Source organism: Virgibacillus profundi, from assembly GCF_002287375.1.
In the GTDB taxonomy this organism is placed as follows: Bacteria; Bacillota; Bacilli; order Bacillales; family Amphibacillaceae; genus Virgibacillus_K; species Virgibacillus_K profundi.
In genome coordinates this window covers 229285-255016 of the sequence record NZ_NPOA01000003.1, presented here as the reverse complement: position 1 = coordinate 255016, position 25732 = coordinate 229285, and the positions used below count along the sequence as shown (strand labels likewise).

Here is a 25732-nt window from a genome sequence, read left to right as displayed (position 1 = left end):
TCTAATTTCGTTTCTTTGCATATGGAGGTATCATAAATTAATGAAATTAAACACAGCAAAAATCAAACTTTTATATACAAGTGATGTCCACGGAAATGCCATGCCAATTTTATATGGTTCAAATGAAACTGCTGATATTGGACTTACAAAATATGCGACCATTGTAAAACAAATTCGCAAAGAAAATGAGCATGTGATCGTACTTGATAATGGTGATTTAATTCAAGGCACACCATTAATGACACATTATGTGAAGGAACATACAGAAAAGGAAAACCCGATGATTGGTATCATGAACCGTATTGGAATCGATGCTGGAGTCATTGGAAATCATGAATTTAATTTTGGGGCAGAAATTTTATCTGATGCTATTAATCAGTCCAACTTTCCCTGGCTTTCAGCAAATATTTTAAATGAAAATACTGGAAAGCCAAAGTTCGGCCCTCCTTATATTATAAAAACACTGGATAATGGGATAAAAGTTGCCATTGTTGGAATAACAACACACTACATTCCTAATTGGGAATCAACTGACCACATTAAAGGTATCCAATTTGCTGATGCTTTTTCCACAATTCAAAAATGGGTAAAACATATTCGTGATGCAGAAAGTCCCGATGTTGTGATTGCTTCCTATCATGGGGGATTTGAAAAAGATATTGAAACAGGGGAGCCAACCGAAGCTTTGACGGGGGAAAATCAAGGGTATGACATTTGTGAACAAATTGATGGTATAGATGTTTTATTAACCGGACATCAGCACCGTAAATTAATAGGTACTATAAATGACGTATTGGTTATCCAGCCTGGAAATAATGGAAGTAATTATGGAGAAATCGATATTGAGCTGCATTCAGACGAAAATGACTGGGAAATCTATGAAAAGCATGCATTTATTCACACGCTTGATAATGTAGAGTCAGATCCGGAAATTATGAGCTATATGGAAGAATTGGAAGCTTTTACTCAAAAGTGGCTGGATCAGCCGATTGGTTATATTGAGGGCGATATGTCCATATCTAACCCACTTCAGGCCAGGATTTCAAAACACCCTTTTATCGAGTTTATTCAAAAAGTTCAAATGGACGTGAGTGGTGTGGACATTTCGGTTTCTTCCCTGCTTAATAATAGTTCAGAAGGATTTGGTTCTGTTGTTACAATGAGGGATGTCGTCTCCAATTATATGTATCCCAATACACTAGTTGTACTTGAATTGTCCGGTAAGGATATTAAAGATGCTTTAGAGAAAAGTGCGGAATACTTTGTCCTTGGAAAAGATGGAGAGATAGAAGTTAACCCTGCCTATGTTGCTCCCAAACCACAGCATTATAATTATGATATGTGGGAAGGAATTAATTACTCCATTAATTTAGCTAATCCATTCGGAGCCAGGGTAGAAAATATAACCTATCATGGAAAAGCCCTTAAAGAAAATGAATTTTATCATGTTGTTTTAAATAATTACCGCGCCAGTGGTGGGGGAAATTATGAGATGTTTAAAGGGAAAACAGTTGTCAAAGAAATTCAAAAGGATGCCGTTGAGCTGATCAGAAGCTACTTTGAAAAGCATGCAACAGTGCCGGCAACTGCTGTAAATAATTTTGTTATAAAAACAAAATAAATTTCTTTAAAGGTAAAAGCTGCCGGATAATAAATCCGGCAGTTTTTATTTTAATCATCGTCATCGTCGTCATCTGTGTCAATATCTACTAAGATAACTTTTCCGGTATAAGCATCGATTTCTATTTCTGCTTCTTTGTTGCCATTTTTAATTTCCACTTCATAAATTAAGCGACCATCATCTCGATCAAGCTCAATTTCCTCAATATTACCGGAGAACTGATTTAATGCTATACTTTTTGCCTTACTTTTACTTATAACTGCTTTCTTAGCAGGTTTTTCCTTTTTGGCAGGTTTGTCGGTTTTAACAACTTTAGTTTTATTAGATAGTTTATCAGCCTTTTCAACTTTATCATCTCTGTCATCTGCATCATCATTATTATTGCTGGAAGGTTTTTCTGCTATAACCAATTTATTGTTGGATTCCGATTTTTCTTTAACAGATTTTTCATTACTCTTTGCCGGCTTTTCAACTTTGCCTTCTTGTTTTTTATCTTGTTTATTTGATTTATCATCATCTTTAACACCTGTTTCAACTGCATCATCTGCAGTTAAAATCCTCTCGTTAAAAGATAATTTATTGATAGCTTTCTTATCATTATTTTCTTTTTGTGACATTGCTTTTACATTTTCATCAAGACTTAGAACTTCTCCTGTATTGCCATCTAATTTTAGTTTGTATTCCTTGTCTTCAATTTTTATTTCTACCCCGTATATTGCATTTTTTGAATCACCCTCCAACTCCAGTTCTTTTATTTCCCCTGGATATTGAGCTGTAACTTTGTTGCGAATATCATCAGTAGTTAGATCCGGTTCGGCCTGAACAGCTCCTGACTGGGAGAAGCCTAATCCCAGAACTGCAGCTGCTGCCAATGTTCCAATTGTTAAACCTAACTTCTTCTTCATTTCTCTTGCCTCCTTGTTTTGTTGGTATTTTTATTCTACCTGTTCAAGATGAAATTACCGTTATAATAGGATGAGAAAACAATTAGATTCGTAAATTGTTCTTTACAATTAATCATCATCTTCTTCTAAATCGATTTCCATTTCTAGTATTTCTCCTGTTAGGGCATCAATTTCAAAGTCTGCTTCTTTTTTTCCATTTTCAATTTCTATTTCATAAACAAGTCGGCCATCGTCTTCATCAAGCTCAAGGTCTGTAATTGTTCCAGCAAATTCTTTTAATGCAACTTCTTCAGCCTTTTCAATACCGATTACATCCTTGTTAGATGTTTTAACATCCTGCTCTTTTGTTGGAACATCGTTAGTTTTAGTTTCCTTTGTATTTTCTTTTAATACTTCCCCAGTGTCGCCGTCAATTTTCAAATCGTATTCTTTCCCATTACCTTCTACTTCAACTTCATATACTACTTTGTTAAATTCCTTTTCCAATTCAAATTCAGTGATTGATCCTTCATATTGATCTGATATCATGTCACGAATCTCATCTGATGCTAATTTTGGATCCGCCTTGATTGCATCTGTTTGATATACTCCTAATCCTATAACTGCAGCACCTGTTAATGTTCCAATTGCGATAGCTAATTTCTTTTTCATGTTTTTTTCCTCCTTGATTTGTTGTTACTTATATCATAACCAGGTAGTATGAAAGAAGGCTGTGAGTCAGATTAGAATTTGATGAGAATGTCATTAACATTTTATCACCATCGAAATGTACCATTTTCCTCAAAAAAAATAAGCCGCCAGAATGAACTGGTAGCTTATTATCAATCACCATCTTCTAAATCTATATCCACTAAGATAACTTCTCCCGTGTATGCATCAATTTCAACCTCTGCCTCGTCTTCCCCATCTTCAATTTGAATCTCGTAAATGAGTCGACCATCATTTTCATCCTGCTCCAGTTCTACAATTGTCCCTGAAAATTCTTTTAATGCAATTTCTTTTGCTTTGTCTTTACTAATTACGGCATTAGTTGACGAATCTTTATTACTGTTATTATCTTTGATTTTTCCATCATTACTACTTTTTTCACCATTTTTGCCCTTTTGATCATTATTAACATCACTGTTTTCATTTGTATCATCTTTTTTATCAGTTTTTCTGTTATTGTTTTCTGTATTATTTGCTTCTTCCTTCGTTTTATTTTCACTAATTAATTTCTCTTGCATATCTAAAACTTCACCGGAAATTCCATCCATTTTAATGACATACTGTTTACCGTTGTTTTCTACTACTACTTCATAAACTGCATCATTAATATCCTTTTCAAAATCCAGTCGAGTGATTTCCCCAGGATATTGGCTCAAGACCAATTCACGTATCTCGTCTGATGAAAATTCCGAGTTTGCAGTTGACGCACCAGACTGAAAAATACCCCATCCTAAGGCAGCAGCTACTGCAACTGCTGCAATAATAATGATTGTTTTCTTTTTCAAGTATTTTCCTCCTTCTTGGCTTTTTAGTTATTTCTGTCATATCACCGAAGAAAATTAGAATTTGAAAAGAAAATCATCAGCTTTCTTTTACCAATGGCAATCTTAATGTGAATGTAGAACCCTCACCCATTTTACTGGTTACAGATAAATCGCCCCGATGTTCATTCGTTATAGCTTTTGCTATTGCCAAACCTAATCCAGTACCACCTGTATCCCTGCTTCTGGCCTTATCCATTCGGTAAAATCGTTCAAAAATCCGCTCCTGTTCTTCTTTAGGTATTCCTTTTCCTAAATCCCTAACTTTGAAAACCACTTGATTATTATTTTCAGAAATTTTAACATTAACCTCATTTTTGCTATATTTTAATGCATTATCAATTAAAATATAAATGATCTGTTCTAATTGATCCTTGTTTCCATTAACAACTAGACTATCAGTGCTTTTTTCAAAGGTCACCTGCCTTGAATAAGCACTTCTAAACGTATTAGTGGTTTCCTCACTGAGTTCGACAAGATCAACCTGCTGCATAACTGCAATCTGCTTATTCTTTGCCAGTGACAGCATCTGCTCCACTAGTTTTTGCATCCGGTCAGCTTCAGAGTCAATTGCCTCGATAGACTCCTTAACAAGTGCAGGATTATCGATCCCTCTTCGCTCAAGTAACTGTGAATAGCTTTTCACAATCGAAATGGGGGTCTTTAATTCATGAGATGCATCCGAAACAAAGATCTCCTGCTTTTCAAAGTTATCCTTTAAATAATCAATCATCTCATTAAATGTCTGCTCCATTTCATAAAGCTCATCCTGAGAACGATTTTCCACATCAATCTTCTGCCATTTGGCATGCTGCGTATTTTCTTTCATCGTTTGAATTAATTTTTTTATTGGATTTAATAAAAACCTGCTTAATACCACTCCCGCAATAACCGAGGGTATAAGCATAATAGCGGAAGCAATAACCAGTACATAGAACAGGTTTTTCATTGTTTCCCGAAAATCTATTAAATTATTGGATACTTGTAATGTTACAATTTCTCCGTTATTCCATATAATTGGCTTTGAAATAACAGCAATACTTACTCCATCCACTGGTGAAATAATGACTTGAGATTCTGTGGTGGAGAATTCACCTTCCAAGGCATTATATGCATTTTCCCCCTTATAAAGCCATTCTATAGGTTGGCCTTCCTCTGGAAACACCTTAGCCATACCGTTCGTTGGTAAATAGGCAAATATAAGTTCACTCGTTTCTTCTTTACTAATATCCGGATTTTCTGCTAATGTTTTAACTAGTAGATTAGTTTGATCAGTTAATTGCTCCAATTCTCTGTCGGAAGTAATTTTGTAAAACAAAAAATAAGCAGACGTATTAACAAGCAAAACCAATACAAGCATAAACAAGCTTGAAAACAGCTGGATTTTTGTCTTTAATTTCATCAGCCAATATCCTTTATCGTATATCCAACGCCGCGAACTGTCTGGATATAGGCCACATCGAACCCTTTATCAATTTTCTGACGCAAATAGCGAATATAAACATCGACTACGTTTGTATCACCAAAATAATCAAATCCCCATACCTGTTCAATCAGCTTATCTCTTGTAAGAACAATATTTTTATTTTTCAATAGGCATACAAGCAGATCAAATTCTCGTGGCGTTAGTTCAACTTGTTTTTCAGACCGCTTTACTTCCCGTCTATTCATATCGACGTGCAAGTCTCCAACAGAAAGCTGCTCTCCATCAATCTTCTTTACCTGTGGCGTTCTTAAATGCACTCGAATACGTGCAAGTAATTCCTCAATTTGAAATGGCTTTGTTATATAATCATTGGCACCCAGATCCAACCCGCTGACTTTATCATAAATCTCATCACGGGCAGTCAATAATATGATTGGTGTACGCTCATCTGTCCGTCTTACCCTTCTCAGAACTTCCAGGCCGCTTAACCCCGGAATCATAATATCGAGTAAAACTAAATCCCATTCTTTTTCTTCCATTAAACGAAGTGCTTCTTTCCCATTATCAGCGATTTCTGTTTTATAATTTTCATATTCAAGCTCTAATTGTAAAACTCGACTTAATTTCTGCTCATCTTCTACAATAAGAATAGCTGGCTGATCCATTCTCTCCACCTGCTTTATATAATGTCTTTTCCTGTACTATATCATATAATTTATTTTGTTTTCGCATAAATACATGTATCTCTTAATTCATCGCCATCTACTGCAATGGAATCATTATAATGAATCCCCTCTAAAGTATATCCCAACCGTTCGGGTACCCGTCTGCTTTTAAGGTTTTTTGCGTCACATTGGATTTCTACCCTGTTTGCCTTTAGGTTCGTAAAAGCAAAATCAGTAATACCCTGAACTGCTTCGGTAATATACCCTTTTCCACCTTGCCTGCTATCAATCCAGTAGCCAATTTCGAACTTGGGAACCTCCCAATCAATTCTGTGCAATCCTGTACATCCTATGAATTCATTTGTTTCGCGGTGAAAAATATGCAGGCGTAAATCCTCGCGTTTTAAAAATTTAGCATGTGCCTCTCTAACATTAGCTTCCGTATCCTCAAGTGTCTGTTCTTGTTGTGCAAATGGCAGCCATTTTTTAAGATCCTGCTTACTTTCTCTGATTGCAGGATAAATTAACGCACCATCCCCAGGAAGCGGCAAGCGGATTAATAATCGTTCTGTTTGAAATTCATGAGGAAATTCTTTAAGAATAGGATTTTGCATTTTTTATCTTCTCCTAACTAATTTTGAATGTTTTTTCTTTTCATTATACTAATAAGTAGATAATATTACGATAAGGAAATAGCTAATAGGAGTTGATTTTCATGCTGGCAATTGATCACATCATCATCGCTGCAAAAGACCCGGCACAGGCTGCACAAAACTTTGGAGAGAAACATGGTGTTACAACGTTAAAGGGTGGAAAGCACAGTAATTGGGGGACATATAATTATTTGGCTTATTTTTCTAATGACTGCTATATTGAATGGCTTGGAATATTTGACGAAGATCTGGCAAAAAGGTCAGACATTCCGTTAATCCAGCAGCTTGTTTCAGCATTGAATAATGATATTGAGGGCATGATTCAGTTTGCACTGCGCATCAATAATATGGATGAGCATGTAAAGTATTTTGATGTAATCAGCTTGCCTTATACTGGTCCCATACCAGGGTACCGGCAAAAACCGGATGGTTCCGATTTGCATTGGCGCATGCTTTTTCCAGAAAAAGAACTTCCTTTCTTAATTGAGTGGGGTAATGGAAAAAATATCCCTCAGGATAACAGTCTGATAAATAAGCAGCAGTTAAAATCAATTACTTATGGGAAAGGCGAGGCTGGCTTTTTCAAAAAAACTTTTCAGTTGGATTCAGCCAATGATTCCATCCTTCTGGAAAACGGGGAATTAAATTTCAGTACAGATCAAAAATTGAATTTTACCTTTTACTAATATTAAAACGATCATCCGCCTTTAGCGAATGATCGTTTTCCTTTTATCCTAATTGCTGGTGTAAAAATTCAGTGACAGATTCAGGTGATTTTGTGTACGCACTATGCTGATGGGCTTTCTTTTCACCATTTTGGAAAATCAATATACTTGGAATTCCCATTACTTCGTATTTTTCAGCAAGTCCTTTTACTTCATCACTGTTTACTTCATACCATTTATAGTTATTAAATTCCTCCAGAACTTCACCAATGAACATGTCCATTCGCTTGCAGTCCGGACACCAATCTGCAAAAAACTTAATAATAACCGGTTCTTCACTCTGGATGACTTCATTGAACTTCTCTTCTGTTTGTATATGTTCCATTTCATTACACTCCTCTTTTTTTACTTCTACAGCCATTGTAACTACTTTTTGAGTACTTGTCTTATTGTTTGCTTACTCTTTGTACTCCACTCTTCCCAGAATATATGCAACAAACAATCCTGCTCCAAAGGTTACAACACTGAGAAGTAATAAAGATGTTCCCGTGGGCCAGCCTGGAAAAACAACGAAAATCGAGCCAATAACCAAGCCTATAATAACAGCAAATGTCCCCGTGAAATAATTCGTTAAAAAGAAATTAATAACTTTACTCATTACAACTAACCCAACAGCAATACCAAGTCCTGTTACTGCAATGATATCCAGTTGAAGGTTGCTTATAGCTGAAATGATCGTTGTGTATACACCAATCAGTAATAACATAAATGAACCACTAATACCTGGTATAATCATTGCACTACTTCCAATAAAGCCAGAAAAGAATAATAAAACATAGGTCGATCCTGTTACGTTTTCAATGACAGCACCTTCATTTGGGTTAAAGAAAGCCATTGATGCAACGAGGATTATCCCAATAACCAGTAATAAAATATGCTTCATTTTGAACGTTTGTTTTGCATCTGCTTTATGAAATAAATATGGCAGAACACCGAGAATTAAACCAAGAAAAAAGAATTGCGTTGGTCCCGGATAATGTTCAAACAGCCATTCAATTAAATTAGCCAATAAGAATATTGCAGTAACAACTCCGATGCCAAGCGGGATTATAAACCCTAAATGTTTTTTCCAATCCTTACTAAAAAGTCCATTAAGTGCAGCAATAAGGCGATCGTAAATTCCAAGCAATACAGCGATTGTCCCCCCACTCACACCAGGGATTACATCACTTGCCCCCATAAGTAACCCACGATATATATTTTTCCATTCCATTTTTAGAAATCTCCCTTATGTTCCCGGATAATTATTTTTTGCATAGAGATAATTATACCAAATAACACTTGCATTTTATATATAATTTTTCTATAATGATAATAAGCTACTTTGCATAACAAGGTAGCTTATTAAATATTAACTATATTGTTATACAAGGTAGATGATGCAATTGTCGCTGAGAAGCCAATTATTAAAAGGAATTCTGGAAGGCTGCATTTTATCCATTATAAAACAGAAGCAAACCTATGGGTACGAGCTTTCCGTGAAACTTCAGGAGTTTGGATTATCGGATGTTAGCGAAGGTTCTATTTATCCAATATTACTTAGGCTCCAGAAGGAGAATCTCATTGTAGGAGAAATGAAAAAATCTGAAGCAGGACCAAATCGAAAATATTACCAATTAACAGAAGGAGGCCACAATGCACTTTCTGAATTCATGTATCAATGGGAATCGATCAAAGAACCCGTTGATCGGATTATTGACATTAAGGGGAGAAGATCATGAACGCAAAGGAAATTATTAAGTTAAATAATGAAAAAAGAGAACAGCTTAATGAAGCAAATTTAGCTTATTATGAAGATATGCTTCTGTATATTCGCCTTAGTTCAGCAAGATCAGAACAATACACGGAGGAAACATTACTTGAATTACTCGAGCATTTACTTCAGGCACAAGAGGAAGGGAGATCGGCAGCAGACGTTTTTGGTAACAATCCTAAAGAATATTGTCAGGAATTGATTGGGGAAATACCTGAAGAAACCCGAAAAAAACAAGTACGATTCTCCATTTATATTATCTTACAATTTTTAGCAATCATCAGCTTCGTGAATGGAATTGTTGGCTTTGGAATGTATTACTTTTTTGACTTAGGTTCTGATATGACAACCTTCTCCATTGGTTCTGGCATCGCCATTGTCATCATTGATTTATTAATTCTCTATTTATTTATTACAATTATATTCAGATGGTTAAGAGGATCAGCATTTCCTAAAAAGAAACAAAAGAAATGGGTTGAATTTATCCAGATTTGGGCATTCAGCACATTTTCAATTGGCTTGTTCGTTTTCGTTATTTATATAATGCCAGACTTTGGAGCAACTATGAGTTTACCAACCATTTCATTTGCAGCCATTGGTGTTATTTTGTATGGTTTGTCAAAGCTAATAAATAAAAAAGCAAAAATGGTTTAAGAAAAATGTTCCCTGGGGTGAGCATCTGTATGTTGAAATAAAGATGAACCGTTTTATATTATCAAGACCTAAACTGTAAAAAGGGTATAAGATTAAGGATGATACATATTAGTCATGTATAATATGTATCATCCTTTTCAGTCTTGTTCAATAATCGTGTCCCCCTCATTTTTTCTCTTTTCTAACCGCTCTTTTTTCGACTCTTCTAAAATAGCTTCAAAATCACGCTCATTCTGTTCGAGCACCGGCAAAGAGCCAAACAAGTCCATGATACCTTCTTTTTTCTTCACCGAGACCACAACCTCTCCTTTTTCATTCACCGACCATTTTAATTGATCTCCGTCATGAACTTCTAGATATTCCCGGAATTCTTTAGGTATGACCGTTTGTCCTCGCTCAGAAATGGCTCTGACGATTTCTTCTGTGGGGGGACGTTTATTTTTAGAATCTCTCTTCAATAGCCCCATTAGATACACCTCACTTATAACTATAATTCTTATTTATTATCCTTTTATATTATTCATACTTCTTTTTCCTATACTTATCTTACTTGTTGTTCCTTTGAATCCTTTCCTTATTTAACAATCGCCCTTTCTAAAAAAACTGGTCAAGTGATTTATTCCATTCTTGCGCCCGTTTGCAGTATACTTTTACGGTCGTAGTAATTCACTTCCTTTTATTTGTCTTTTCCGCAGTTTTAAATCCTGCGAAAAATAGTAGTGCCCCCAAGATCACCTTTATAAGTAGAAAAATTGGATATCACCCTTTCTGTAAGATGATTGAATTTCATTCTAATAATTCTAATAACCGACAAGTGAACTTGACAACAGTGCAAGAATTACTTAAGATTGAAGTGTCAAATAAACTTGTCAAGAATTGTCGAGGTGACAATATGAAAAAAGAAGAAATATTAAAAGCTGCGCAAAATGAAAAAAAGGATGAAGGTCGCAAGTATGTTAACGACTTTGCATTAGCAGCTGCAGGAGCATTTGCTTTTATTGTAATCAGCCTTATGATTTTGTATAAACATGTAACCAATGAAAGTTACGGTGAGTTACTTAGTTTATTCATTGGTATGGTTGGGGCTTTTTGTTATGGGAAATTTGTTCTCACTTCTAAAAAGTATTGGTTATTTGGAGCGGCTATATTACTTTCAGGATCAGCCATAGTGTTTATGGATATGTCTGAATTATAAAATGACAAAATTAACCCTTTATAACAATTTAAAAACAGTGCGTGCACAACAAAAATTAAGTCAATCCAAATTAGCCGAAAAGGTAGGTGTATCGCGTCAAACAATTAGTAATATTGAAACTGGTGAGTTTGTTCCTACAGCAAGACTAGCATTATTACTTTGTTTAGCTTTAAATAAAAAATTCGAGGAATTATTTTATTTTTAAAAAGCTTCATAAGTAATCAGCTATCTCTTTTTCCTTTGTGAATAAAATCTTTTTGTCTCTTGCAAAAAAGCACTGAAGAGAATCTGTGCTTTATTAATTTCCCTCCAAAATTGAGCCCTTTAATTGAATAAAATCTCTATTAAGTGCTGGGGATGTGAATTAATTAAACCATGCACAATAATAATCACCCATATACTGCGATAACGCGCCCACAAATATCCGAAAAATAGGCCTATGACACCTTGGTTTATAATGACCGTTGCAACGTCAACATCCATATCCAGAACCGTGTATCGCAATATGCCAGCTTGCCCAAAGAAGCGACGTAAGAAGAATAGCTGGCCAAGTTCCTAGTAATGCGAAACGAATCTGCAACCAAACTTTATAAAAAATTCTTCGATAACACTATTAAAAAAGAATCCTAGGAGTAAGATGCCGATTAGCATTGTTGGATCAGTGATACCTATAGAAACAAATGGTGTAGAGAATACAGAATAGAAATTTAAGTAACCCCATATCATAATAACAATGAGTGGTGTAAGCCAGTACCATTTATTACTTACTTTTGCTTTTACAGGTTTTCGGTATTCTTTATTTTGCTTACGTTTATAAAACGAAAATAGCATAATGGGACTTTTCGATATCATATATGCCACTATTCAAACTTAAATTTTATAAAAAAAATAAACAGGCTGAATCTTCAGCACACCTTAGTGAATAATGATTTAGCCTGTTTATTCCTGCTTTCTTTGCCAATAATAAATCGCTAGTTGTGTTCGGTCACGAATTTCTAATTTATCTAAAATGACGGATAGCGTATTTCGGACGGTTCCAACACCTAGGAAAAGCTGTTCCGCTATTTCCTTGTTCGAAAGCCCTTGTGCAATTAACCCGACAATATCCGTCTCTCTTTCTGTTAATCCTTCAAATACCTTCCTGTCTGGTTCCATAATTGTTTTTAGTACATCTGCATCTAAAACGGTTGAACCAGCTTTTAATGTCCTTACTTGCTGGGCCATGTTTTCAATCGATGTCGATTTTAATAAATATCCTTCTGCTCCCGCTTTTAATGCTAATCTAATATTTTTCTCATCCTGAAATGTTGTTAACATCATTATGTGGACAGAAGGCCATTTTTCTTTGATTATCTTCGTACTTTCGATCCCATTCATTACCGGCATTTGAATATCCATTAAAATGATATCTGGTAGTTTTTTTTGGCATAATTCAATCGCTGCCTGTCCATTAGCAGCTATATTCACTACCTCAATATCCTCTTCCTTCGCGAGTAGTAGCTGTAAGCTTTGGCAAACAAGTTGATCATCATCGACAATTAATAATCTCACTTATCAGCTCCCCCTTTTTCCATTGGAATAACGCAAACAAGTAAAAACCCATTATCACGATTAATCGATACGCTTCCTCCTAAAGACCGGGCCCGCATCTGTAAGCTCCTTAAACCACTGCCTGTTTGATTTTGGTTAGGGACAGTTCCATTATCTTGGATACTTAGCCTAGCAATGGTCCCCGTGACATGTAAATCTACTTCTATCTTTGTCGCATTACTATGCCTCACCACATTTGTTAATGCCTCCTTCAAACAAGCTTCTAACAAGCTCCACATGTAAGCTGGTACTTGTAACGTATCACCTGATTTTTTCCAATCGATATCTATCTGATAATAATTGTTTATAATATATTCTAAGTTTTCTACCCCCATTAAGGTCGTCGGTGTCATATTATGTACCGTTTCCCTTAGGCTTTTTGTGCTTCGTTCTAAACGATTTTTCACTTCCTCTAGCAGTTTATCCGCTTCATGAGGATCTTGGATATATTCATAGGCCTGTAATGCAAGTGATGCACCTGTTAAGTCATGTCCTAAATGATCATGGAGCTCTCTTGATATCCGATACCTTTCCATTAATCCAGCCTGCTGTGATACCGATTGATTAGCCTCTAACAAATCTATTTTTATTCGTTCTAACTCGTACCTGGCCTTTCGCTGTTCATCTGCTTCTAACTTATTCACTTTTTGGTTTTTTAATGTCAAATAGGAAAAGAGACCAAAAAACAATGCTTGGAGAAAGAACCAAAATAACAAATTGGGAGATGCGGAAGTAAAAAATAGACTAATAAAGAATAACAGGGAGAAAACCGCTCTTCCTTTAATAGTCAACTCAAAAATAGGCACTGCTAGCCCATAATAACTAATAGCTGTATACGGAAAGAACAAGAAGCAAATGAATGCATCTACTAAAACAGACCAAACCGGCAATGCGAATCGCCAGCGCAAGCTTGTCATAATCATCAAAAGGAGGATCAGGATAAAGGAATTAGTGGTCGCTTCCTCCATGATCCATAAATGAATAAGGACACCTATCATTAAAAAGCGCCAAACATTTACAAAGAACATCGGTTCCTTAATCATCTTCATCCCTTTCCCCTCCTTTTATCAATAGATTTTTCTCGTACTCCCGATAATAATAAATATGATTGTATATAACCATAGTACCCCATTAATCAGTAGAAAATCGAGGATATTTTCTCCAAAAACAATCCAATTAAGTCCTTCTGCTAACCAAAAGGTCGGGAATATGATAGCAATTCGTTTTAACAAATCAGGGAATATCTCAATTGGAATCATTAATCCACCTAGTATAATTACGATAAAAATAAGTGACATATAAACAAGAAAAGATACATCTTTCTTACGATAAATAGAAATCCATGCTAACGCAATAGCTAACGAAGCAAAGCTAAACGACACAAATAAAAACAGGAGCCAACCTGGCTGATAAAGTTCTTGTCCATAAAGGACACCACCAAACACGACAAGGATACATTGTAGAATAAGGATAACCGAATATGCTAATAGATTCTGACTTAGATACTGAAAATGGCTAATTGGTGCAACCGCTAAACGTTTAACTACTCCTTTTTCTCGATCTTCAAGAATTATCGTAGCTAACCGTATGCCGACAAACAAAATTAAAATTCCAAAATACTGATAACCATAAGGAAGAAAGGGCCAATCCTCTCCATTAGGCAAAAAAATACAAGCTATCGGAAAAAGTGTGAGAAAAATTAAATTCGTTGTGTTACTGAAGCTTCTTTTTAAGGCAAATTTAAAAATCGTCACCCCATTCTCCTCCTCCCTAAAATGAGCATCACCATAAATAAGATGATAATCGCACCTAAGAGAATATTCGCTTGAAACCATGCCTCTCCAAGGTTAGATTGGTCCATCTCGTGAACAGCACCTATTGACAAAGTCAGCGGATTTCCATAGGTTCCAAAAAAATCAAAAAAAGCATTTTCAGGCATCGGAAAAAAGAATCCCGCTAAGAGAACAAAGCCAACTCCATACACTTCACTTAATCGTTCCGCTATTTTATATTTTTTTACAGAAAACGTGAAAATCAAACATACAATAATGGATAAAATCGCCATCAAGGAAATGATATAAATTGTCCAAACCCAATTTCCCCAAACAACCCCTAAAACGAGTTGCGCATACACCATTAATATCACACCTAGTAAAATGGAATAAACGGCCCCACACAACATAATTGAAAAAGCATACATCGTTTGGTTAAATGGCAAGGAATATATTCTCATTTTATTTTCTGTAAACAAATCATTGTAGATCATATACATCACAATGGAACCACCAAATAACTGAAAAACAAGTACCATTTGCATGGCATTTTCATCTCTAAGCGGTACTCCCGTTTCTGTCGTAACTCCTGAAAGAATATACGAAAAAAAAGTGATCAAAAGAATCGGAACAACAAGCAACAACAATAATACTATATAGTTACGAACCATTCGTAATACTGTAAATTTGATGGTTGAAAGAACTCGCATTATTCTTCCCCCTTATCTCTTAACTGTTTCCCTGTTAACGTTAAAAAGACATCTTCTAAATTTGGTTTATCCGCTTGAATTCCAAGTACTCCCGTATACTCCTTCACAAGTGTTAAGATTCGATCTAAATTACCCGAACCAACTGCTGAAATAATCGTTATTTGGCTTCCCGATAGGACAACCTTTTTCACTCCGGCAATCTTTTCTAGGTCGTTTATCGGCACGCTATCAGCATCTGTCACATCAATCTTCATTTTTTCTTCGTGCTGTACCGTCTTAATTAATTCCTCTACTGTACCTTCTTTTATGATTTGGCCTTGATCCATAATGACCACTCTAGTAGCAATGGCTTGAACTTCCTCCATATAATGGGTGGTATATAAAATCGTTGTACCATTCTCTCTTAATTTCTTCACCGTTTCTAGAATATAATTTCTTGACTGAGGATCGATACCGACCGTTGGTTCATCCATGATTAGAAACCTAGGTTGGTGTGTCAATGCACAAGCAATATTCAACCTGCGCTTCATTCCTCCAGAAAATTTAGTTGGCATCTTTGCCCCTTTATCTCCTAAGCCAACAAATTCCAACGCTTCTTCTACTCTTCTCTTCTTTTCTTCCCCTTTTAGCCCATAGACACCAGCAAAAAAATGCAAGTTTTCCCTAGCTGTTAATTCTTCAAATACCGTAATCTCTTGTGTTACAAGACCCATCCTTTCCTTATTTTGAATGGAGAATGGATTTTTCGACTGCCCGAAAAGCTCCACCTTCCCTCGTTCAAAAGGTGTCATCCCAGTTAAAGTTTGGATTAATGTTGTTTTACCTGCTCCGTTCGGTCCTAGCAAGCCAATAATTTCGCCTTCTTGAATATCTAAATCTACATAATCTAGTGCAATATCTGAGCTATACCGTTTCACAACACCTTGCATAGAAGCAATCGTCATACTGTTCACCCTTTCCTTTATCGTTATCTTAAGTATGGCAATTTATATTTCCCGTTAGTAGTTACATTTGTCATTAAATAAGATGCTCCAAGATTATTTATAAGAAATACAAATTGATGAACAAAACCAAGCTGATATATACCTGGAACTTCCTTCTTCCTACCTAAATCACCCTAATCCACTCTCTGTTTTTTGTTTTATTATGGAAAGGGAAAACCATTGGAATGCCATCGAATCCAGTTGTGTAAAAGATTGAATAAACCTCCCACATGAATCGAGTAGGCGTCGTCATTACTGACCACGCCTCTCACAGAACCACACATGCGGATCGTCGCATGTGGCTCCTCCCATATATCCCTTTTAGAGATAACATTCATCGTAAACAGATACAAGACTCACTAAACCAAGTTCTGAGAAAAATTTGTTATCTAAGGCCGCATGAACCATGGGGCTCTTAGAACTTCGCCATGCAAGCATACGAATACCTCTCAGACTTTCTTCCTTCCATCCTTTTCCTCTCAAAAGACGATGGAGGTTTTTTACTTTTCGCCAACTCCTTAGTTGGACCATTCGAAGCCTTCTTCTTATCCAGCTATCCCAATCATCAAATTTGGTTTTCACATTTCCATAACGGAAATAATTCGCCCATCCTCGCAAATATGGATTTAGCTTTTCTTTGATAAGCGTCTGGATATCCACCGTTTGATTTCTTCGAGTAATTTCTTTTACCCGTTTCTTGAATTTTGCTTCTTTCTTCGGGTCTATCCTTTGTATATCTCCTATGAATTCATACCCAAGAAACGTAAACGGCTCTTTTCTTGCATATACTACCTTGGTTTTTTCTTGATTAACGGTAAGGCTCAGTTCTTCCTCTAAGAATCTGGAAACACTTCGCATTACCCGTTCCGCACCTTTTTCGCTTTTACACAAAATGATAAAATCATCTGTGAATCGAACAATTAGTAATATTGAAACTGGTGATTTTGTTCCTACAGCAAGACTAGCATTATTACTTTGTTTAGCTTTAAATGAAAAATTCGAGGATTTATTTTATTTTTAAAAATCTTCAAAGGTAATCAGCTATCTCTTTTTCTTTTGTAAGGAAGTTGAGAAACAATTGGTTTTTGTCTCTTGCAAAAAAGCACAGCAAGAGAATCTGTGCTTTAAATATTACAGCTATTAATTTCCCTCCACATTTGCGCCCGATTGAGTAATATCGGGTGAAAGTCCATTTTTCCAGTCTGGAAGAAGATCAAGTTACCATAATCAGTGCTTTATATCCAAAATATAAACCATATCCTATTAAGGCGACACCAGCAATAATGGAAAACCACTTAAGAAATCCCTGTTTGACAAAATTCCTACCGAAGTAAATTATCAGGATAAGAAAAAGATTCCATAGAATAATACCAATAAAAATGGAACTACTATATAAAAATGCAGTGTCCTTTCCCATCGTATTTATCGCATCGGTTAAAACTGATCCGTAAATTCCAACCCAAAAAATAATATTAAGGGGATTAGAAATAGCAATTAGGAATCCAATGAAGTAAGATTTACTTAATTTATCGTTAGTAACATTATTATTATTTATTTCTAATCCCTTACTTGCTACAACAATACTTTTAATACCTATGTATAGTAGAACGATAAAACCAAATATCCATAAGATAGTTTGAGCTAATGGTGTTGTTAAATATCTTGAAATACCCAGATAGACAAGGATCATTAATAGTACATCCGCAGTAATTCCTCCGAATGGCACAAAAAAGGAATGGATAATCCCGTTCTTTAAACCCCTTTTAATCATTTCAACATTCTGTGGCCCAAAAGGTGCTGATAAAGAAACGCCCAAAACAATATAACTCAAAAGTGTACTGAGCATTCAAACACGCTCCTTTAGTATTCATTCGTGAACCTCTCGGCATTGAAATACCGAGCATCTTTTAACTTCTCAAAAATACGGTCAAGACCAATATTCCCGATTATTATAGATTACACCTTCGGCCAGTGCATCACAAATGGGCGATGCCCGACTCGAAGATTGTCCCCAAATGATAGGTAAGAGGTTCATTTGGCTATATGAATGTGCTATGCTGCAGGCGTATTCATATAGCTACGGTGACGTTTAAGCAAAAGTTTTTTCAGAGCTTCATGACGTTTTTTTGGATTATATGTGTATTGATCTACAATCGCTTTTATTTCATCATCAAATGCTCTTAATTCGATATTTACAGCTGCATTATGGTCGGCATCATCTTTATGTTTGCACACGGTACAAACAAATGATTTACCGTCTCTATTTTTATCATCAACATTCGAACATTTGGAACAGGCTTTTGACGTGTAAGCAGGGTCTACTGAAATATGTGGAATTCCTAGCCAATCCAACTTAGACTTCACTTTTTTAATTAGTTGGCCACGAACCCACATACTGTCGCGTTTATTGCTCTTCTTCCCTCTATCGAATTCCATCATATCCAAGTCTTCATAGACGCACGTTGCATTCGTTCTTGTTGCTTCATCAACAAAGCTGCTAACTGACATATTTACCCTTAAATCAGCTTCGTGTGCATACCTGCGAAGACATTTATCTTTTTTCTTTGTGCCATTTAATGATTTGGCGATATTAAATATTTTGGTGCGTAATTGCTCTTTTTCAAATGAATTATTAGAATGCTTTAATCGTTTCTGATACTCTCGCATTTTATTACGCAAAGAAGAACGATTCGATAATTTAGGTTCAACTAACTCCCCGTAAAGTTTACCCATTCCTTGAAATGTTCCATAAGCGTTCCGGTGTTGGTATTGATTAAATCCGTAATACCGGCATCCATCGAGAGGATGTTTTTCTTCGAGATTGCTTTCTTTTTGATTTTCTTTGTGAATGGAACTCCAATGCGAACTTTCCCATTTTTGTTTGTGGTTAAGGTCAATGAGCCGGTTTTGTATTGATTTATACGACGAAGACTATTTCTGGATGTACTTGCCGGAAATGCAACACGGTCTTTTTCACCAAGCAATTTCACGAAAACAATGAAATGTTCTTTTGTTGAATGCGATACTTCGATTGTTGAAAGGCGGGAATCTAGTTGTAGGGGTGCGTTCTTAATAAAAGGAAGTCTGGAGTACTTTAGGTTTTCCAAAAAGAGAGTAGATACTGTTTCTTTATAAAACGTCCGTTTCTCCTCGGTTAATGACTTCAGTTTGCCTAGCAGGTTTTCAAATTCTTCAATTTTTGATGGAGAGGGCTTCTTCTTCTGTTTCTCTTTTTCCAAAATGTTCTTCACAATTTGGATTTCATCCAAATTCTTGACCGAGGCATTTAACAATGATTTAAAAGAAATGTAATCTATCATATCCCGTAGGTGTTGTTGAACGTATCCATAGACTTTATTGCGGATTCGAACTGAGTGGTTATGCAATTCTTTTACCACCATATCAATCGCATTTTGGCCGTATGCAGAACCTAGTTGATGGCTTTTTCTTACTTGCTTTTCAAGTTCTCTTATCCTCGGAGATTGGTTGTTGTTATTTAACAAATCTAGCAAAAACTCATGGTCAATAGCCATTTTTTCAATAAAAGTATTTACAAGGTTTGTATACGCTTTTTGAGTTGCTAATAATGCATTAGCTTTGGAAGCTGTCGGTTTCCCGTATAAAAAAACAGATTTTGTTTCTGACAAAATGCTCACTCCCCCTATTATTTTGTTTTTCGATATCCCTTTTATTGCATCTTCTGAAATGGAACCAACAGTTTCAAGATAAAATCTACTCAAATTCAATATTTTTTTTCGATATTTTACTGACCAAGCTATGTAATAATTAACGTTATAAACACAAGTTCTTGCATGAATGAGGTTTGTTTTTTCCTTTTATCTTCCATACAATTATTATATCTGAAAATTTGGTTAAAACAATAAATAAGCTTTTAATTTGCCTACAAATAGAAAGATAAAGCGATTCATCTCCCCATTGAAATAGGGAGGATTCTCGCTTGGCTTCCTAAAATAAATTAGTAGATTGTACAGTTAAAACTATGACCTTGTTATTAACACATTATTCCAAATATGTTCCCCTTTTTCTATAACTTGGATCTTTAACAATCATGACCGATTCAGAAGGACGCCTTGTTCGACAAGTGCGCCCGATTGTTTATTAATCCATATTAAGTATTTTAATCAATTCTTCGACCTTTTCGTCATCACCCGGGGCAATGGATACTTGTTTGGTACCCTCGATGATTTCTTTGTAAAAGTCTTCACCGGCGGGGTATTTGCCGTCCCAACGCAGAGGAACATTATACTCATTAATCGTTCCATCTCCATTACTGCTATAAGTCACAGATCCATCTACTAAGCGAGAACCTGCCAATTGAATAACGTCTTCCGGATAGTTGGCACTCGTTTTATCGTCAGGATTGAGTGGCTCACCGGCTGGAATACGTTCAATATTCAATTCACTTATATCTTGATTCTCCCCAAGCTGTAACCAGACTCGGGCATATTCTATTTCTTCAGAGGTATACTTGGATAGTGCTTTACCCTCTTCGCTTTCTTTTTCTTTTGAAAATATTTCGTCAGAATCATCGATTTCAGAATCTGACACAGACTCCGACACATCTTCTTTTTGATCTGTTTGGTCACTTTCTTCCGTATCATCACCTGTTTCAGATTGAGAAGCAGGGACATCCTCTGAAGTGTCTGTTGTATCACTGCTTCCGTTTTGGTTTGCATCATCGCTACACGCCATAAGCAATAATGCTGTTGTAAATAAAATCGCCATTGATAATAGTATTTTCTTCATAGTTACTATCTCCTGTCGCCTTTGTATAATATACTACTGTTTACCTTAATAGAATCTTTCTTGTTTCACAAGAATTTACTCCATTAAATGGTACTTATGTGTAATATGGGCGCAGGTTTTTGCTCCATAACTCGAGCCCTTTAAAGGAATAAATAATTTGTAGGATACAAATAAAAAGCAAGGCTTTTACATTATTGTTATATATTTGATTTAAACTTATAAAACTCAATATACAAAGCTCTAACGATTGCGTTGGGGCTATTATTTATGTGCAATAAAAATTTATAAAAAATAAAAACTACCAAAGTACAACAGTTTAATACATACCTATATGGGGTATAAATTAATAGATGAACAAAACCGGATATAATACTGTTGCTATACTGTTAGCTGCCAGGCTATTGTTCCGATAAGGATTATATTAAGTCTAGCAGTTGGTGCACTACTTATGTCTCTAAAATTTTTAAGGAGGATTAACATGAAAGGTAAAAAAATAATAATAATTGCGGTTTTATTAATCGTTTCCGCATTTACATTAGCTGCATGTGGCGGTGGTAAAGAGGAAACCGATACAAAAGGAAATAATGCAAGTCAGCAAAATACAAGTGAGGAATCATCCTCCGAATCACAAGGTAATATGTCTGAGCATATGTCCAGTTCTGGGGAAGTTCCTGCCAGTGTGCAAGAGGCAGAGAATCCAAAATATGAAGCCGAAAGTACTGCTATTATTAACGTCAAACATATGAATATGGAAGGTATGAGCGACGCTGAAGCTACCATTACAGGAGCATATGACACTACTGCCTATACTGTTTCATATACCCCGACAACAGGCGGTGAACCAGTGGAAGATCACAAATGGGTTATACACGAGGAACTTCTTGTTGAAGATCCGGGAGATACCCCTTTAGAACCAGGTACTGAAGTTACCCTGAATACAGATCATATGAAAGGGATGAATGGCGCAACTGCAACAATTGATTCAGCAGAAGATACTACCGTATATATGGTGGACTTCACTCCAACTACAGGTGGAGAAAAAGTTGTTGACCATAAATGGGTTGTTGAAAGTGAACTTGAACCTGCTGAATAATTATGATGAGAGAATTGAATACCACTAGGTTAAAAGAGCTTATTAAGTATGGATAAGCTCTTTTTTTACTTTCATTGATAAATTATACAGCTTTAGGGTGCTGTCCTCAATTGCTAAATATTCGACAAACTGGCCCGTTTTACGGAATTATATTACTTTTAGCATAAGGCAGGAAACCACTTTATGGATTGTAGAAGAATTTGGAGGTATGTAAAAAAGGTTGGATCCTTATGAGTGTCCAACCCTTTTACACATAATGGTTTTAAAAACCAACCTTATTAAAAGGTATTCTCATTCCTTTAAAATAACACTATAGAAAATCCTACTCCTCAACAAACTCAAGCTCCGGCATCCATTGTGACATATGTGCCTTTATTTCTTTATAATGATTGGCTGCTCCTGATAGATCTTCATTTGTCAGCTGATACATTGGTACGACTTCATAATCTGCCCAGTCTTGACGAAACGTAACAAATGTCGGAATAAACTCCGGTGAATGTATCTCTATCTTATTTTCACTGCCCTGCGAAGTTTTCTTAATAGAAAATGTTAAGATTCCTCCAATCCGTTTATATAAATCCTGTTGATTGGATAGGAAATTACCTAACGAATAGGCAACAAATGTTTTATTTCCATCTTTTCCTGTTACCCATTCCAAGGGCTGTAGTACATGGGGATGGTGTCCGATTACAATATGTACACCTTGATCTGCTGCAAACTGAACAAGTTCCTTCTGTGTTTCATTTGGCATGCGCTCATACTCATTACCAAAATGTAAACTTAATGCCACCACATCCGCCTGTTCTTTTGCTATGGCAACTTCACTGGCAATACGTTCTTTATCTATCAAATTAACTAAATAATCCTTCCCCGCAGGAACTGTGATGCCGTTTGTCCCATAGGTATAGGATAAAAAGGCAATCGAAATACCTGCATCTGTCTCATAAACTCTAAGATTTTCACTGTCTTTTTGATTTTTATATGCACCTGTGTACATCATATCGATCGTTTCCCAATGCTTGATGGCACTTTGGATTGCCGCTTCTCCACGATCCAATGTATGATTATTTGCAAGTGAAACAACATCAACACCCGCATCCTTCAGTGCATCTCCTACTTCATAAGGACTATTGAAAGAGGGATAGGAGGACAAACCTAACTGAACTCCACCAATCATTGTTTCCTGATTGGCTATTGTAACCGTGGAATTACTTAAATAAGGTTTCACTTTTTCCAGCATTGGTGTGAAGTCGTATCCTTCTTCTACTTTCGCATCCTGGAAGACAGGACTGTGAATTAACAGATCACCGATTGCAGATAATGTTATTTCCTGTATTATTTTTTTTGGAGCTTTTTGTTGAACCATTGTTTCTTTTGATTCATGTTTATTACTATATAAAACCTCATCATTATTATCCGTACATCCTGCCAATAAGATGAATAAGACTACGAAAAGGCCAACTATACTTCCTCGTTTCATAGGTAGCTGCTCCTCACTTATTTTCCCATTATCATACCACAAATAATGTCATATTTTCGCTGAAATTAGGAATCTTTTCCGCAGCAGTCTACAAATTTATCATAAATAGATATTAAATGATGGTGATTCAAATCAAGACTCCCACTCTATATGATCAACAACATAATAATGGAAATCCCAAAAAGGTGCGGTTGCGACTATGATTTATTCAGTAGCATCCTCTATTTATTCAGTCTCAGATGCGACATCAGTTATTTGGTAATCCTCAATCCCCCTGCTATAACCCCATATTTTTTGCAATAATCATTTTCATCACTTCATTTGTTCCGGCGTAAATAGTTGCTACAGGAACATCTCTGTATCTTCTGGCGATCTTATAATCTTCCATATATCCATAGCCGCCGTGCAGCTGCATGCAATCAGAAGCTACTTGTCTTGCAGTATCTGTGAGCCAGTATTTTGCCATGGATACTTTTGTTACGATATCTTCTCCAGCAATATGATCTTCAATCAGCGACTCTATAAAAGAATGGCCAAGTTCAACTTGTGTCGCTATTTCAGCCAGCTTAAATTGGGTATTTTGAAAGGATCCAATCGACTTACCAAAAGCTGTTCGTGACTTTACATAGTCCAATGTCATTTCCAGCATATCCTCTGATGCTGTTTGGCCTGCAATAGCTACAACCAATCGTTCCTGCTGCAGTTTTTCCATCAAATAACGAAATCCCTTGCCTGCTTCCCCAATTACATTGGTTGCAGGAACACGGCAATCCTCAAAATACAATTCAGCTGTATCCTGTGCATGCATCCCGACTTTATCCAGCTTGCGTCCACGGGAGAAACCCGGCATTCCATCCTCGATCATCAGCAAACTTATTCCTTTATGTTTTGGTTCAGCATTCGGATCTGTTTTTACAACAACTAATAGGAGATCAGCCTGAATACCGTTTGTGATAAATGTTTTTTGACCATTTACAATATAGTCGTCACCATCGCGAATGGCGGTAGTTTTAATATTAGCCAAATCAGAACCAGTGCCAGGTTCGGTCATTGCGACTGCTGTTATATGCTCTCCCGAAATACAGCCAGGCAGCCATTGCTGCTTCTGTTCGGCTGTTCCATAAGACTCTATATATGGTACAACGATATCAGAATGAAGACCTACCCCTGTCAGACTGGTACCTATTCGCTCAAGCTCTTCCAGAATAATGACTGAATAGCTGAAATTAAGTCCCAATCCACCATAAGCTTCCTTGACATGTGGACATAGAAACCCCATTTCACCTAATTTTACCCATAATGCTTTTGGTATCATTCGGTCTTTTTCCCATTGATCATAAAATGGTTCCACTTCTTTTTGTAAAAACTTTTTCAGTGACTTGCGGAATAACTCATGTTCTTCTGTTTCGAAACGATATTTCCTCATGTAAAACACCCCTTATTTCGTTTGCATTCGAATCGCTCCGTCCAAACGAATTACCTCTCCATTTAACATCGGGTTTGTCAGAATGCCCTCCACTAATTTTGCATACTCTGATGGCAAACCTAGACGATTTGGAAATGGAACTGAGCCTCCCAAAGTTTCTTTTGCTGCTTCCGGAAGTTCATCAAACATTGGCGTTTCAAATAGTCCCGGAGCAATCGCCATCACCCGGATCCCTTTCGGAGCAAATTCTCTGGCAAGTGGAAGGGTCATACTGGCAACCCCACCCTTAGATGCACTATATGCGGCCTGACCGATTTGCCCTTCAAAAGCTGCAACAGAAGCAGTGTTAATGATGACTCCCCGTTCCGTTTCATTATTGGGATTATTTTTCTCCATAAAGGATGCCATAACCCTTATTACATTAAATGTTCCAATTAAGTTTATTTGAATAACTTTTTCAAAAGCTGAAAGCTCCATAGTTCCCCTTCGGCTTAAAATCTTTCCGGGTGTAGCTACTCCTGCACAGTTTATTAGTGTATTAATGGAACCAAGTGTTTCAAAAACTTCTCTTGTATTTGCTTCTACCTGATCAGCACTAGTAACATCTGTTGCAAGGAAAAAGACATTATCTGATCCCAGTTCTGCTATTAACTTTTTAGCCCGCTCTTGATTCAAATCAAAAATTGCTGCTTTTCCACCTGCTGAAACAATATTTCGAATGGTTGCTTCACCTAATCCCGATGCACCACCGGTTACAATCGCTTTTACTTCATTCAGCTCCACTT

At 36.3% G+C, this 25732-nt stretch carries 29 protein-coding genes and 1 pseudogene; 7 read left to right on the top strand and 23 right to left on the bottom strand.

Features of this window, described 5'->3' with window-relative positions:
* Nucleotides 1-40 precede the first annotated feature (40 nt).
* Nucleotides 41-1621 (top strand): bifunctional metallophosphatase/5'-nucleotidase, encoded by a 1581-nt coding sequence (locus CIL05_RS06220; RefSeq protein ID WP_095654657.1) that lies wholly within the window; start codon nucleotides 41-43, stop codon nucleotides 1619-1621.
* A 50-nt stretch (nucleotides 1622-1671) separates the two neighbouring features.
* Here the strand turns inward: CIL05_RS06220 and CIL05_RS06215 are convergent, their stop codons facing one another.
* The 6 genes from CIL05_RS06215 to CIL05_RS06190 all read right to left on the bottom strand — a co-directional run bounded on the left by CIL05_RS06215 (nucleotide 1672) and on the right by CIL05_RS06190 (nucleotide 6760).
* Entirely contained in the window at nucleotides 1672-2526 is an 855-nt protein-coding gene (locus CIL05_RS06215; RefSeq protein ID WP_095654656.1) for a PepSY domain-containing protein, read from the bottom strand.
* Nucleotides 2527-2634: 108 nt separating this feature from the next.
* The gene (locus CIL05_RS06210) at nucleotides 2635-3177 is read right to left on the bottom strand and encodes a PepSY domain-containing protein (RefSeq protein ID WP_095654655.1); all 543 of its coding nucleotides are present in this window, start codon (nucleotides 3175-3177) and stop codon (nucleotides 2635-2637) included.
* Between the two features lie 170 nt (nucleotides 3178-3347).
* Entirely contained in the window at nucleotides 3348-4019 is a 672-nt protein-coding gene (locus tag CIL05_RS06205; protein WP_095654654.1) for a PepSY domain-containing protein, read from the bottom strand.
* Nucleotides 4020-4095: 76 nt separating this feature from the next.
* Nucleotides 4096-5457 (bottom strand): HAMP domain-containing sensor histidine kinase, encoded by a 1362-nt coding sequence (locus CIL05_RS06200; RefSeq protein WP_095654653.1) that lies wholly within the window; start codon nucleotides 5455-5457, stop codon nucleotides 4096-4098.
* A complete protein-coding gene (locus tag CIL05_RS06195; RefSeq protein ID WP_095654652.1) occupies nucleotides 5457-6146 on the bottom strand; it encodes a response regulator transcription factor in 690 nt (229 codons plus the stop codon). The genes CIL05_RS06200 and CIL05_RS06195 overlap by 1 nt, the downstream gene beginning before the upstream one ends.
* Nucleotides 6147-6196: 50 nt before the next feature.
* Nucleotides 6197-6760 carry a GNAT family N-acetyltransferase gene (locus tag CIL05_RS06190; RefSeq protein ID WP_095654651.1) on the bottom strand — a complete coding sequence of 188 codons (564 nt, stop codon included), beginning with the start codon at nucleotides 6758-6760 and terminating at the stop codon, nucleotides 6197-6199.
* A gap of 101 nt (nucleotides 6761-6861) precedes the next feature.
* Between CIL05_RS06190 and CIL05_RS06185 the strand changes: the two genes are divergently transcribed.
* Nucleotides 6862-7485, top strand: coding sequence for a VOC family protein (locus CIL05_RS06185; protein ID WP_095654650.1), 624 nt, complete (start codon nucleotides 6862-6864; stop codon nucleotides 7483-7485).
* Nucleotides 7486-7528: 43 nt separating this feature from the next.
* Here the strand turns inward: CIL05_RS06185 and CIL05_RS06180 are convergent, their stop codons facing one another.
* Nucleotides 7529-7885 (bottom strand): thioredoxin family protein, encoded by a 357-nt coding sequence (locus tag CIL05_RS06180; protein WP_107505447.1) that lies wholly within the window; start codon nucleotides 7883-7885, stop codon nucleotides 7529-7531.
* Nucleotides 7886-7921: 36 nt separating this feature from the next.
* The gene (locus CIL05_RS06175; RefSeq protein ID WP_095654648.1) at nucleotides 7922-8737 is read right to left on the bottom strand and encodes a DUF368 domain-containing protein; all 816 of its coding nucleotides are present in this window, start codon (nucleotides 8735-8737) and stop codon (nucleotides 7922-7924) included.
* 172 nt (nucleotides 8738-8909) lie between these two features.
* Here CIL05_RS06175 and CIL05_RS06170 point away from each other — a divergent pair, with 172 nt between their 5' ends.
* The gene (locus tag CIL05_RS06170; RefSeq protein WP_095654647.1) at nucleotides 8910-9245 is read left to right on the top strand and encodes a PadR family transcriptional regulator; all 336 of its coding nucleotides are present in this window, start codon (nucleotides 8910-8912) and stop codon (nucleotides 9243-9245) included.
* Nucleotides 9242-9931, top strand: coding sequence for a DUF1129 family protein (locus CIL05_RS06165; RefSeq protein WP_095654646.1), 690 nt, complete (start codon nucleotides 9242-9244; stop codon nucleotides 9929-9931). The genes CIL05_RS06170 and CIL05_RS06165 overlap by 4 nt, the downstream gene beginning before the upstream one ends.
* A 137-nt stretch (nucleotides 9932-10068) precedes the next feature.
* Here the strand turns inward: CIL05_RS06165 and CIL05_RS06160 are convergent, their stop codons facing one another.
* Nucleotides 10069-10398, bottom strand: coding sequence for an AbrB/MazE/SpoVT family DNA-binding domain-containing protein (locus CIL05_RS06160; protein ID WP_095654645.1), 330 nt, complete (start codon nucleotides 10396-10398; stop codon nucleotides 10069-10071).
* Between the two features lie 425 nt (nucleotides 10399-10823).
* On the opposite strand from CIL05_RS06160, the gene CIL05_RS06155 reads away from it, so the two are divergent.
* Together CIL05_RS06155 and CIL05_RS06150 are read left to right on the top strand one after the other, a co-directional pair.
* Nucleotides 10824-11126 carry a DUF6442 family protein gene (locus CIL05_RS06155; RefSeq protein WP_095654644.1) on the top strand — a complete coding sequence of 101 codons (303 nt, stop codon included), beginning with the start codon at nucleotides 10824-10826 and terminating at the stop codon, nucleotides 11124-11126.
* A gap of 1 nt (nucleotide 11127) precedes the next feature.
* On the top strand, nucleotides 11128-11331 hold the full coding sequence (locus CIL05_RS06150) for a helix-turn-helix transcriptional regulator (protein WP_095654643.1): 204 nt from the start codon (nucleotides 11128-11130) through the stop codon (nucleotides 11329-11331).
* 119 nt (nucleotides 11332-11450) lie between these two features.
* On the opposite strand, the pseudogene CIL05_RS06145 reads toward CIL05_RS06150, so the two are convergent.
* From CIL05_RS06145 to CIL05_RS06095, 11 genes and pseudogenes are all read right to left on the bottom strand, one after another.
* Nucleotides 11451-11966: pseudogene (locus CIL05_RS06145) on the bottom strand (CPBP family intramembrane glutamic endopeptidase); the annotation flags it as partial.
* Between the two features lie 99 nt (nucleotides 11967-12065).
* Entirely contained in the window at nucleotides 12066-12677 is a 612-nt protein-coding gene (locus CIL05_RS06140; protein WP_095654642.1) for a response regulator transcription factor, read from the bottom strand.
* Entirely contained in the window at nucleotides 12674-13765 is a 1092-nt protein-coding gene (locus CIL05_RS06135; protein ID WP_095654641.1) for a sensor histidine kinase, read from the bottom strand. Before CIL05_RS06135 ends, CIL05_RS06140 begins: the two co-directional genes overlap by 4 nt.
* 18 nt (nucleotides 13766-13783) lie before the next feature.
* Nucleotides 13784-14470 carry an ABC transporter permease gene (locus tag CIL05_RS06130; protein WP_095654640.1) on the bottom strand — a complete coding sequence of 229 codons (687 nt, stop codon included), beginning with the start codon at nucleotides 14468-14470 and terminating at the stop codon, nucleotides 13784-13786.
* Nucleotides 14467-15198, bottom strand: a complete 732-nt coding sequence (locus CIL05_RS06125) for an ABC transporter permease (protein ID WP_095654639.1) — start codon at nucleotides 15196-15198, stop codon at nucleotides 14467-14469. The genes CIL05_RS06130 and CIL05_RS06125 overlap by 4 nt, the downstream gene beginning before the upstream one ends.
* Nucleotides 15198-16142, bottom strand: a complete 945-nt coding sequence (locus CIL05_RS06120; RefSeq protein ID WP_095654638.1) for an ABC transporter ATP-binding protein — start codon at nucleotides 16140-16142, stop codon at nucleotides 15198-15200. The genes CIL05_RS06125 and CIL05_RS06120 overlap by 1 nt, the downstream gene beginning before the upstream one ends.
* Before the next feature lie 360 nt (nucleotides 16143-16502).
* Complete coding sequence (locus CIL05_RS06115; protein WP_439144828.1) at nucleotides 16503-17102, bottom strand: group II intron maturase-specific domain-containing protein; 600 nt, start codon at nucleotides 17100-17102, stop codon at nucleotides 16503-16505.
* Nucleotides 17103-17394: 292 nt separating this feature from the next.
* Nucleotides 17395-18027 (bottom strand): LysE family translocator, encoded by a 633-nt coding sequence (locus tag CIL05_RS06110; protein ID WP_095654636.1) that lies wholly within the window; start codon nucleotides 18025-18027, stop codon nucleotides 17395-17397.
* A 206-nt stretch (nucleotides 18028-18233) separates the two neighbouring features.
* Nucleotides 18234-18914 carry a zinc ribbon domain-containing protein gene (locus CIL05_RS06105; RefSeq protein WP_095654635.1) on the bottom strand — a complete coding sequence of 227 codons (681 nt, stop codon included), beginning with the start codon at nucleotides 18912-18914 and terminating at the stop codon, nucleotides 18234-18236.
* On the bottom strand, nucleotides 18890-19828 hold the full coding sequence (locus tag CIL05_RS21960; protein WP_133065291.1) for a hypothetical protein: 939 nt from the start codon (nucleotides 19826-19828) through the stop codon (nucleotides 18890-18892). Before CIL05_RS21960 ends, CIL05_RS06105 begins: the two co-directional genes overlap by 25 nt.
* 472 nt (nucleotides 19829-20300) lie before the next feature.
* A complete protein-coding gene (locus CIL05_RS06095) occupies nucleotides 20301-20948 on the bottom strand; it encodes a YdeJ family lipoprotein (RefSeq protein WP_095654634.1) in 648 nt (215 codons plus the stop codon).
* Nucleotides 20949-21426: 478 nt separating this feature from the next.
* Between CIL05_RS06095 and CIL05_RS06090 the strand changes: the two genes are divergently transcribed.
* The gene (locus CIL05_RS06090) at nucleotides 21427-22041 is read left to right on the top strand and encodes a YdhK family protein (RefSeq protein WP_095654633.1); all 615 of its coding nucleotides are present in this window, start codon (nucleotides 21427-21429) and stop codon (nucleotides 22039-22041) included.
* A gap of 322 nt (nucleotides 22042-22363) precedes the next feature.
* Here the strand turns inward: CIL05_RS06090 and CIL05_RS06085 are convergent, their stop codons facing one another.
* The 3 genes from CIL05_RS06085 to CIL05_RS06075 all read right to left on the bottom strand — a co-directional run bounded on the left by CIL05_RS06085 (nucleotide 22364) and on the right by CIL05_RS06075 (nucleotide 25730).
* Complete coding sequence (locus CIL05_RS06085) at nucleotides 22364-23521, bottom strand: CapA family protein (protein ID WP_095654632.1); 1158 nt, start codon at nucleotides 23519-23521, stop codon at nucleotides 22364-22366.
* A 277-nt stretch (nucleotides 23522-23798) separates the two neighbouring features.
* On the bottom strand, nucleotides 23799-24947 hold the full coding sequence (locus CIL05_RS06080; protein WP_095654631.1) for an acyl-CoA dehydrogenase family protein: 1149 nt from the start codon (nucleotides 24945-24947) through the stop codon (nucleotides 23799-23801).
* A 12-nt stretch (nucleotides 24948-24959) separates the two neighbouring features.
* A complete protein-coding gene (locus tag CIL05_RS06075; protein ID WP_095654630.1) occupies nucleotides 24960-25730 on the bottom strand; it encodes an SDR family NAD(P)-dependent oxidoreductase in 771 nt (256 codons plus the stop codon).
* Nucleotides 25731-25732: the final 2 nt, after the last annotated feature.

Coding starts and splice junctions, on each gene's coding strand:
- CIL05_RS06220 (WP_095654657.1), top strand. CDS start 41: ATGAAATTAAACACAGCAAAAATCAAACTTTTATATACAAGTGATGTC.
- CIL05_RS06215 (WP_095654656.1), bottom strand. CDS start 2,526: ATGAAGAAGAAGTTAGGTTTAACAATTGGAACATTGGCAGCAGCTGCA.
- CIL05_RS06210 (WP_095654655.1), bottom strand. CDS start 3,177: ATGAAAAAGAAATTAGCTATCGCAATTGGAACATTAACAGGTGCTGCA.
- CIL05_RS06200 (WP_095654653.1), bottom strand. CDS start 5,457: ATGAAATTAAAGACAAAAATCCAGCTGTTTTCAAGCTTGTTTATGCTT.
- CIL05_RS06195 (WP_095654652.1), bottom strand. CDS start 6,146: ATGGATCAGCCAGCTATTCTTATTGTAGAAGATGAGCAGAAATTAAGT.
- CIL05_RS06190 (WP_095654651.1), bottom strand. CDS start 6,760: ATGCAAAATCCTATTCTTAAAGAATTTCCTCATGAATTTCAAACAGAA.
- CIL05_RS06185 (WP_095654650.1), top strand. CDS start 6,862: ATGCTGGCAATTGATCACATCATCATCGCTGCAAAAGACCCGGCACAG.
- CIL05_RS06180 (WP_107505447.1), bottom strand. CDS start 7,885: ATGGCTGTAGAAGTAAAAAAAGAGGAGTGTAATGAAATGGAACATATA.
- CIL05_RS06175 (WP_095654648.1), bottom strand. CDS start 8,737: ATGGAATGGAAAAATATATATCGTGGGTTACTTATGGGGGCAAGTGAT.
- CIL05_RS06165 (WP_095654646.1), top strand. CDS start 9,242: ATGAACGCAAAGGAAATTATTAAGTTAAATAATGAAAAAAGAGAACAG.
- CIL05_RS06160 (WP_095654645.1), bottom strand. CDS start 10,398: ATGGGGCTATTGAAGAGAGATTCTAAAAATAAACGTCCCCCCACAGAA.
- CIL05_RS06155 (WP_095654644.1), top strand. CDS start 10,824: ATGAAAAAAGAAGAAATATTAAAAGCTGCGCAAAATGAAAAAAAGGAT.
- CIL05_RS06150 (WP_095654643.1), top strand. CDS start 11,128: ATGACAAAATTAACCCTTTATAACAATTTAAAAACAGTGCGTGCACAA.
- CIL05_RS06135 (WP_095654641.1), bottom strand. CDS start 13,765: ATGAAGATGATTAAGGAACCGATGTTCTTTGTAAATGTTTGGCGCTTT.
- CIL05_RS06125 (WP_095654639.1), bottom strand. CDS start 15,198: ATGCGAGTTCTTTCAACCATCAAATTTACAGTATTACGAATGGTTCGT.
- CIL05_RS06120 (WP_095654638.1), bottom strand. CDS start 16,142: ATGACGATTGCTTCTATGCAAGGTGTTGTGAAACGGTATAGCTCAGAT.
- CIL05_RS06110 (WP_095654636.1), bottom strand. CDS start 18,027: ATGCTCAGTACACTTTTGAGTTATATTGTTTTGGGCGTTTCTTTATCA.
- CIL05_RS06105 (WP_095654635.1), bottom strand. CDS start 18,914: ATGGGTAAACTTTACGGGGAGTTAGTTGAACCTAAATTATCGAATCGT.
- CIL05_RS06095 (WP_095654634.1), bottom strand. CDS start 20,948: ATGAAGAAAATACTATTATCAATGGCGATTTTATTTACAACAGCATTA.
- CIL05_RS06090 (WP_095654633.1), top strand. CDS start 21,427: ATGAAAGGTAAAAAAATAATAATAATTGCGGTTTTATTAATCGTTTCC.
- CIL05_RS06085 (WP_095654632.1), bottom strand. CDS start 23,521: ATGAAACGAGGAAGTATAGTTGGCCTTTTCGTAGTCTTATTCATCTTA.
- CIL05_RS06080 (WP_095654631.1), bottom strand. CDS start 24,947: ATGAGGAAATATCGTTTCGAAACAGAAGAACATGAGTTATTCCGCAAG.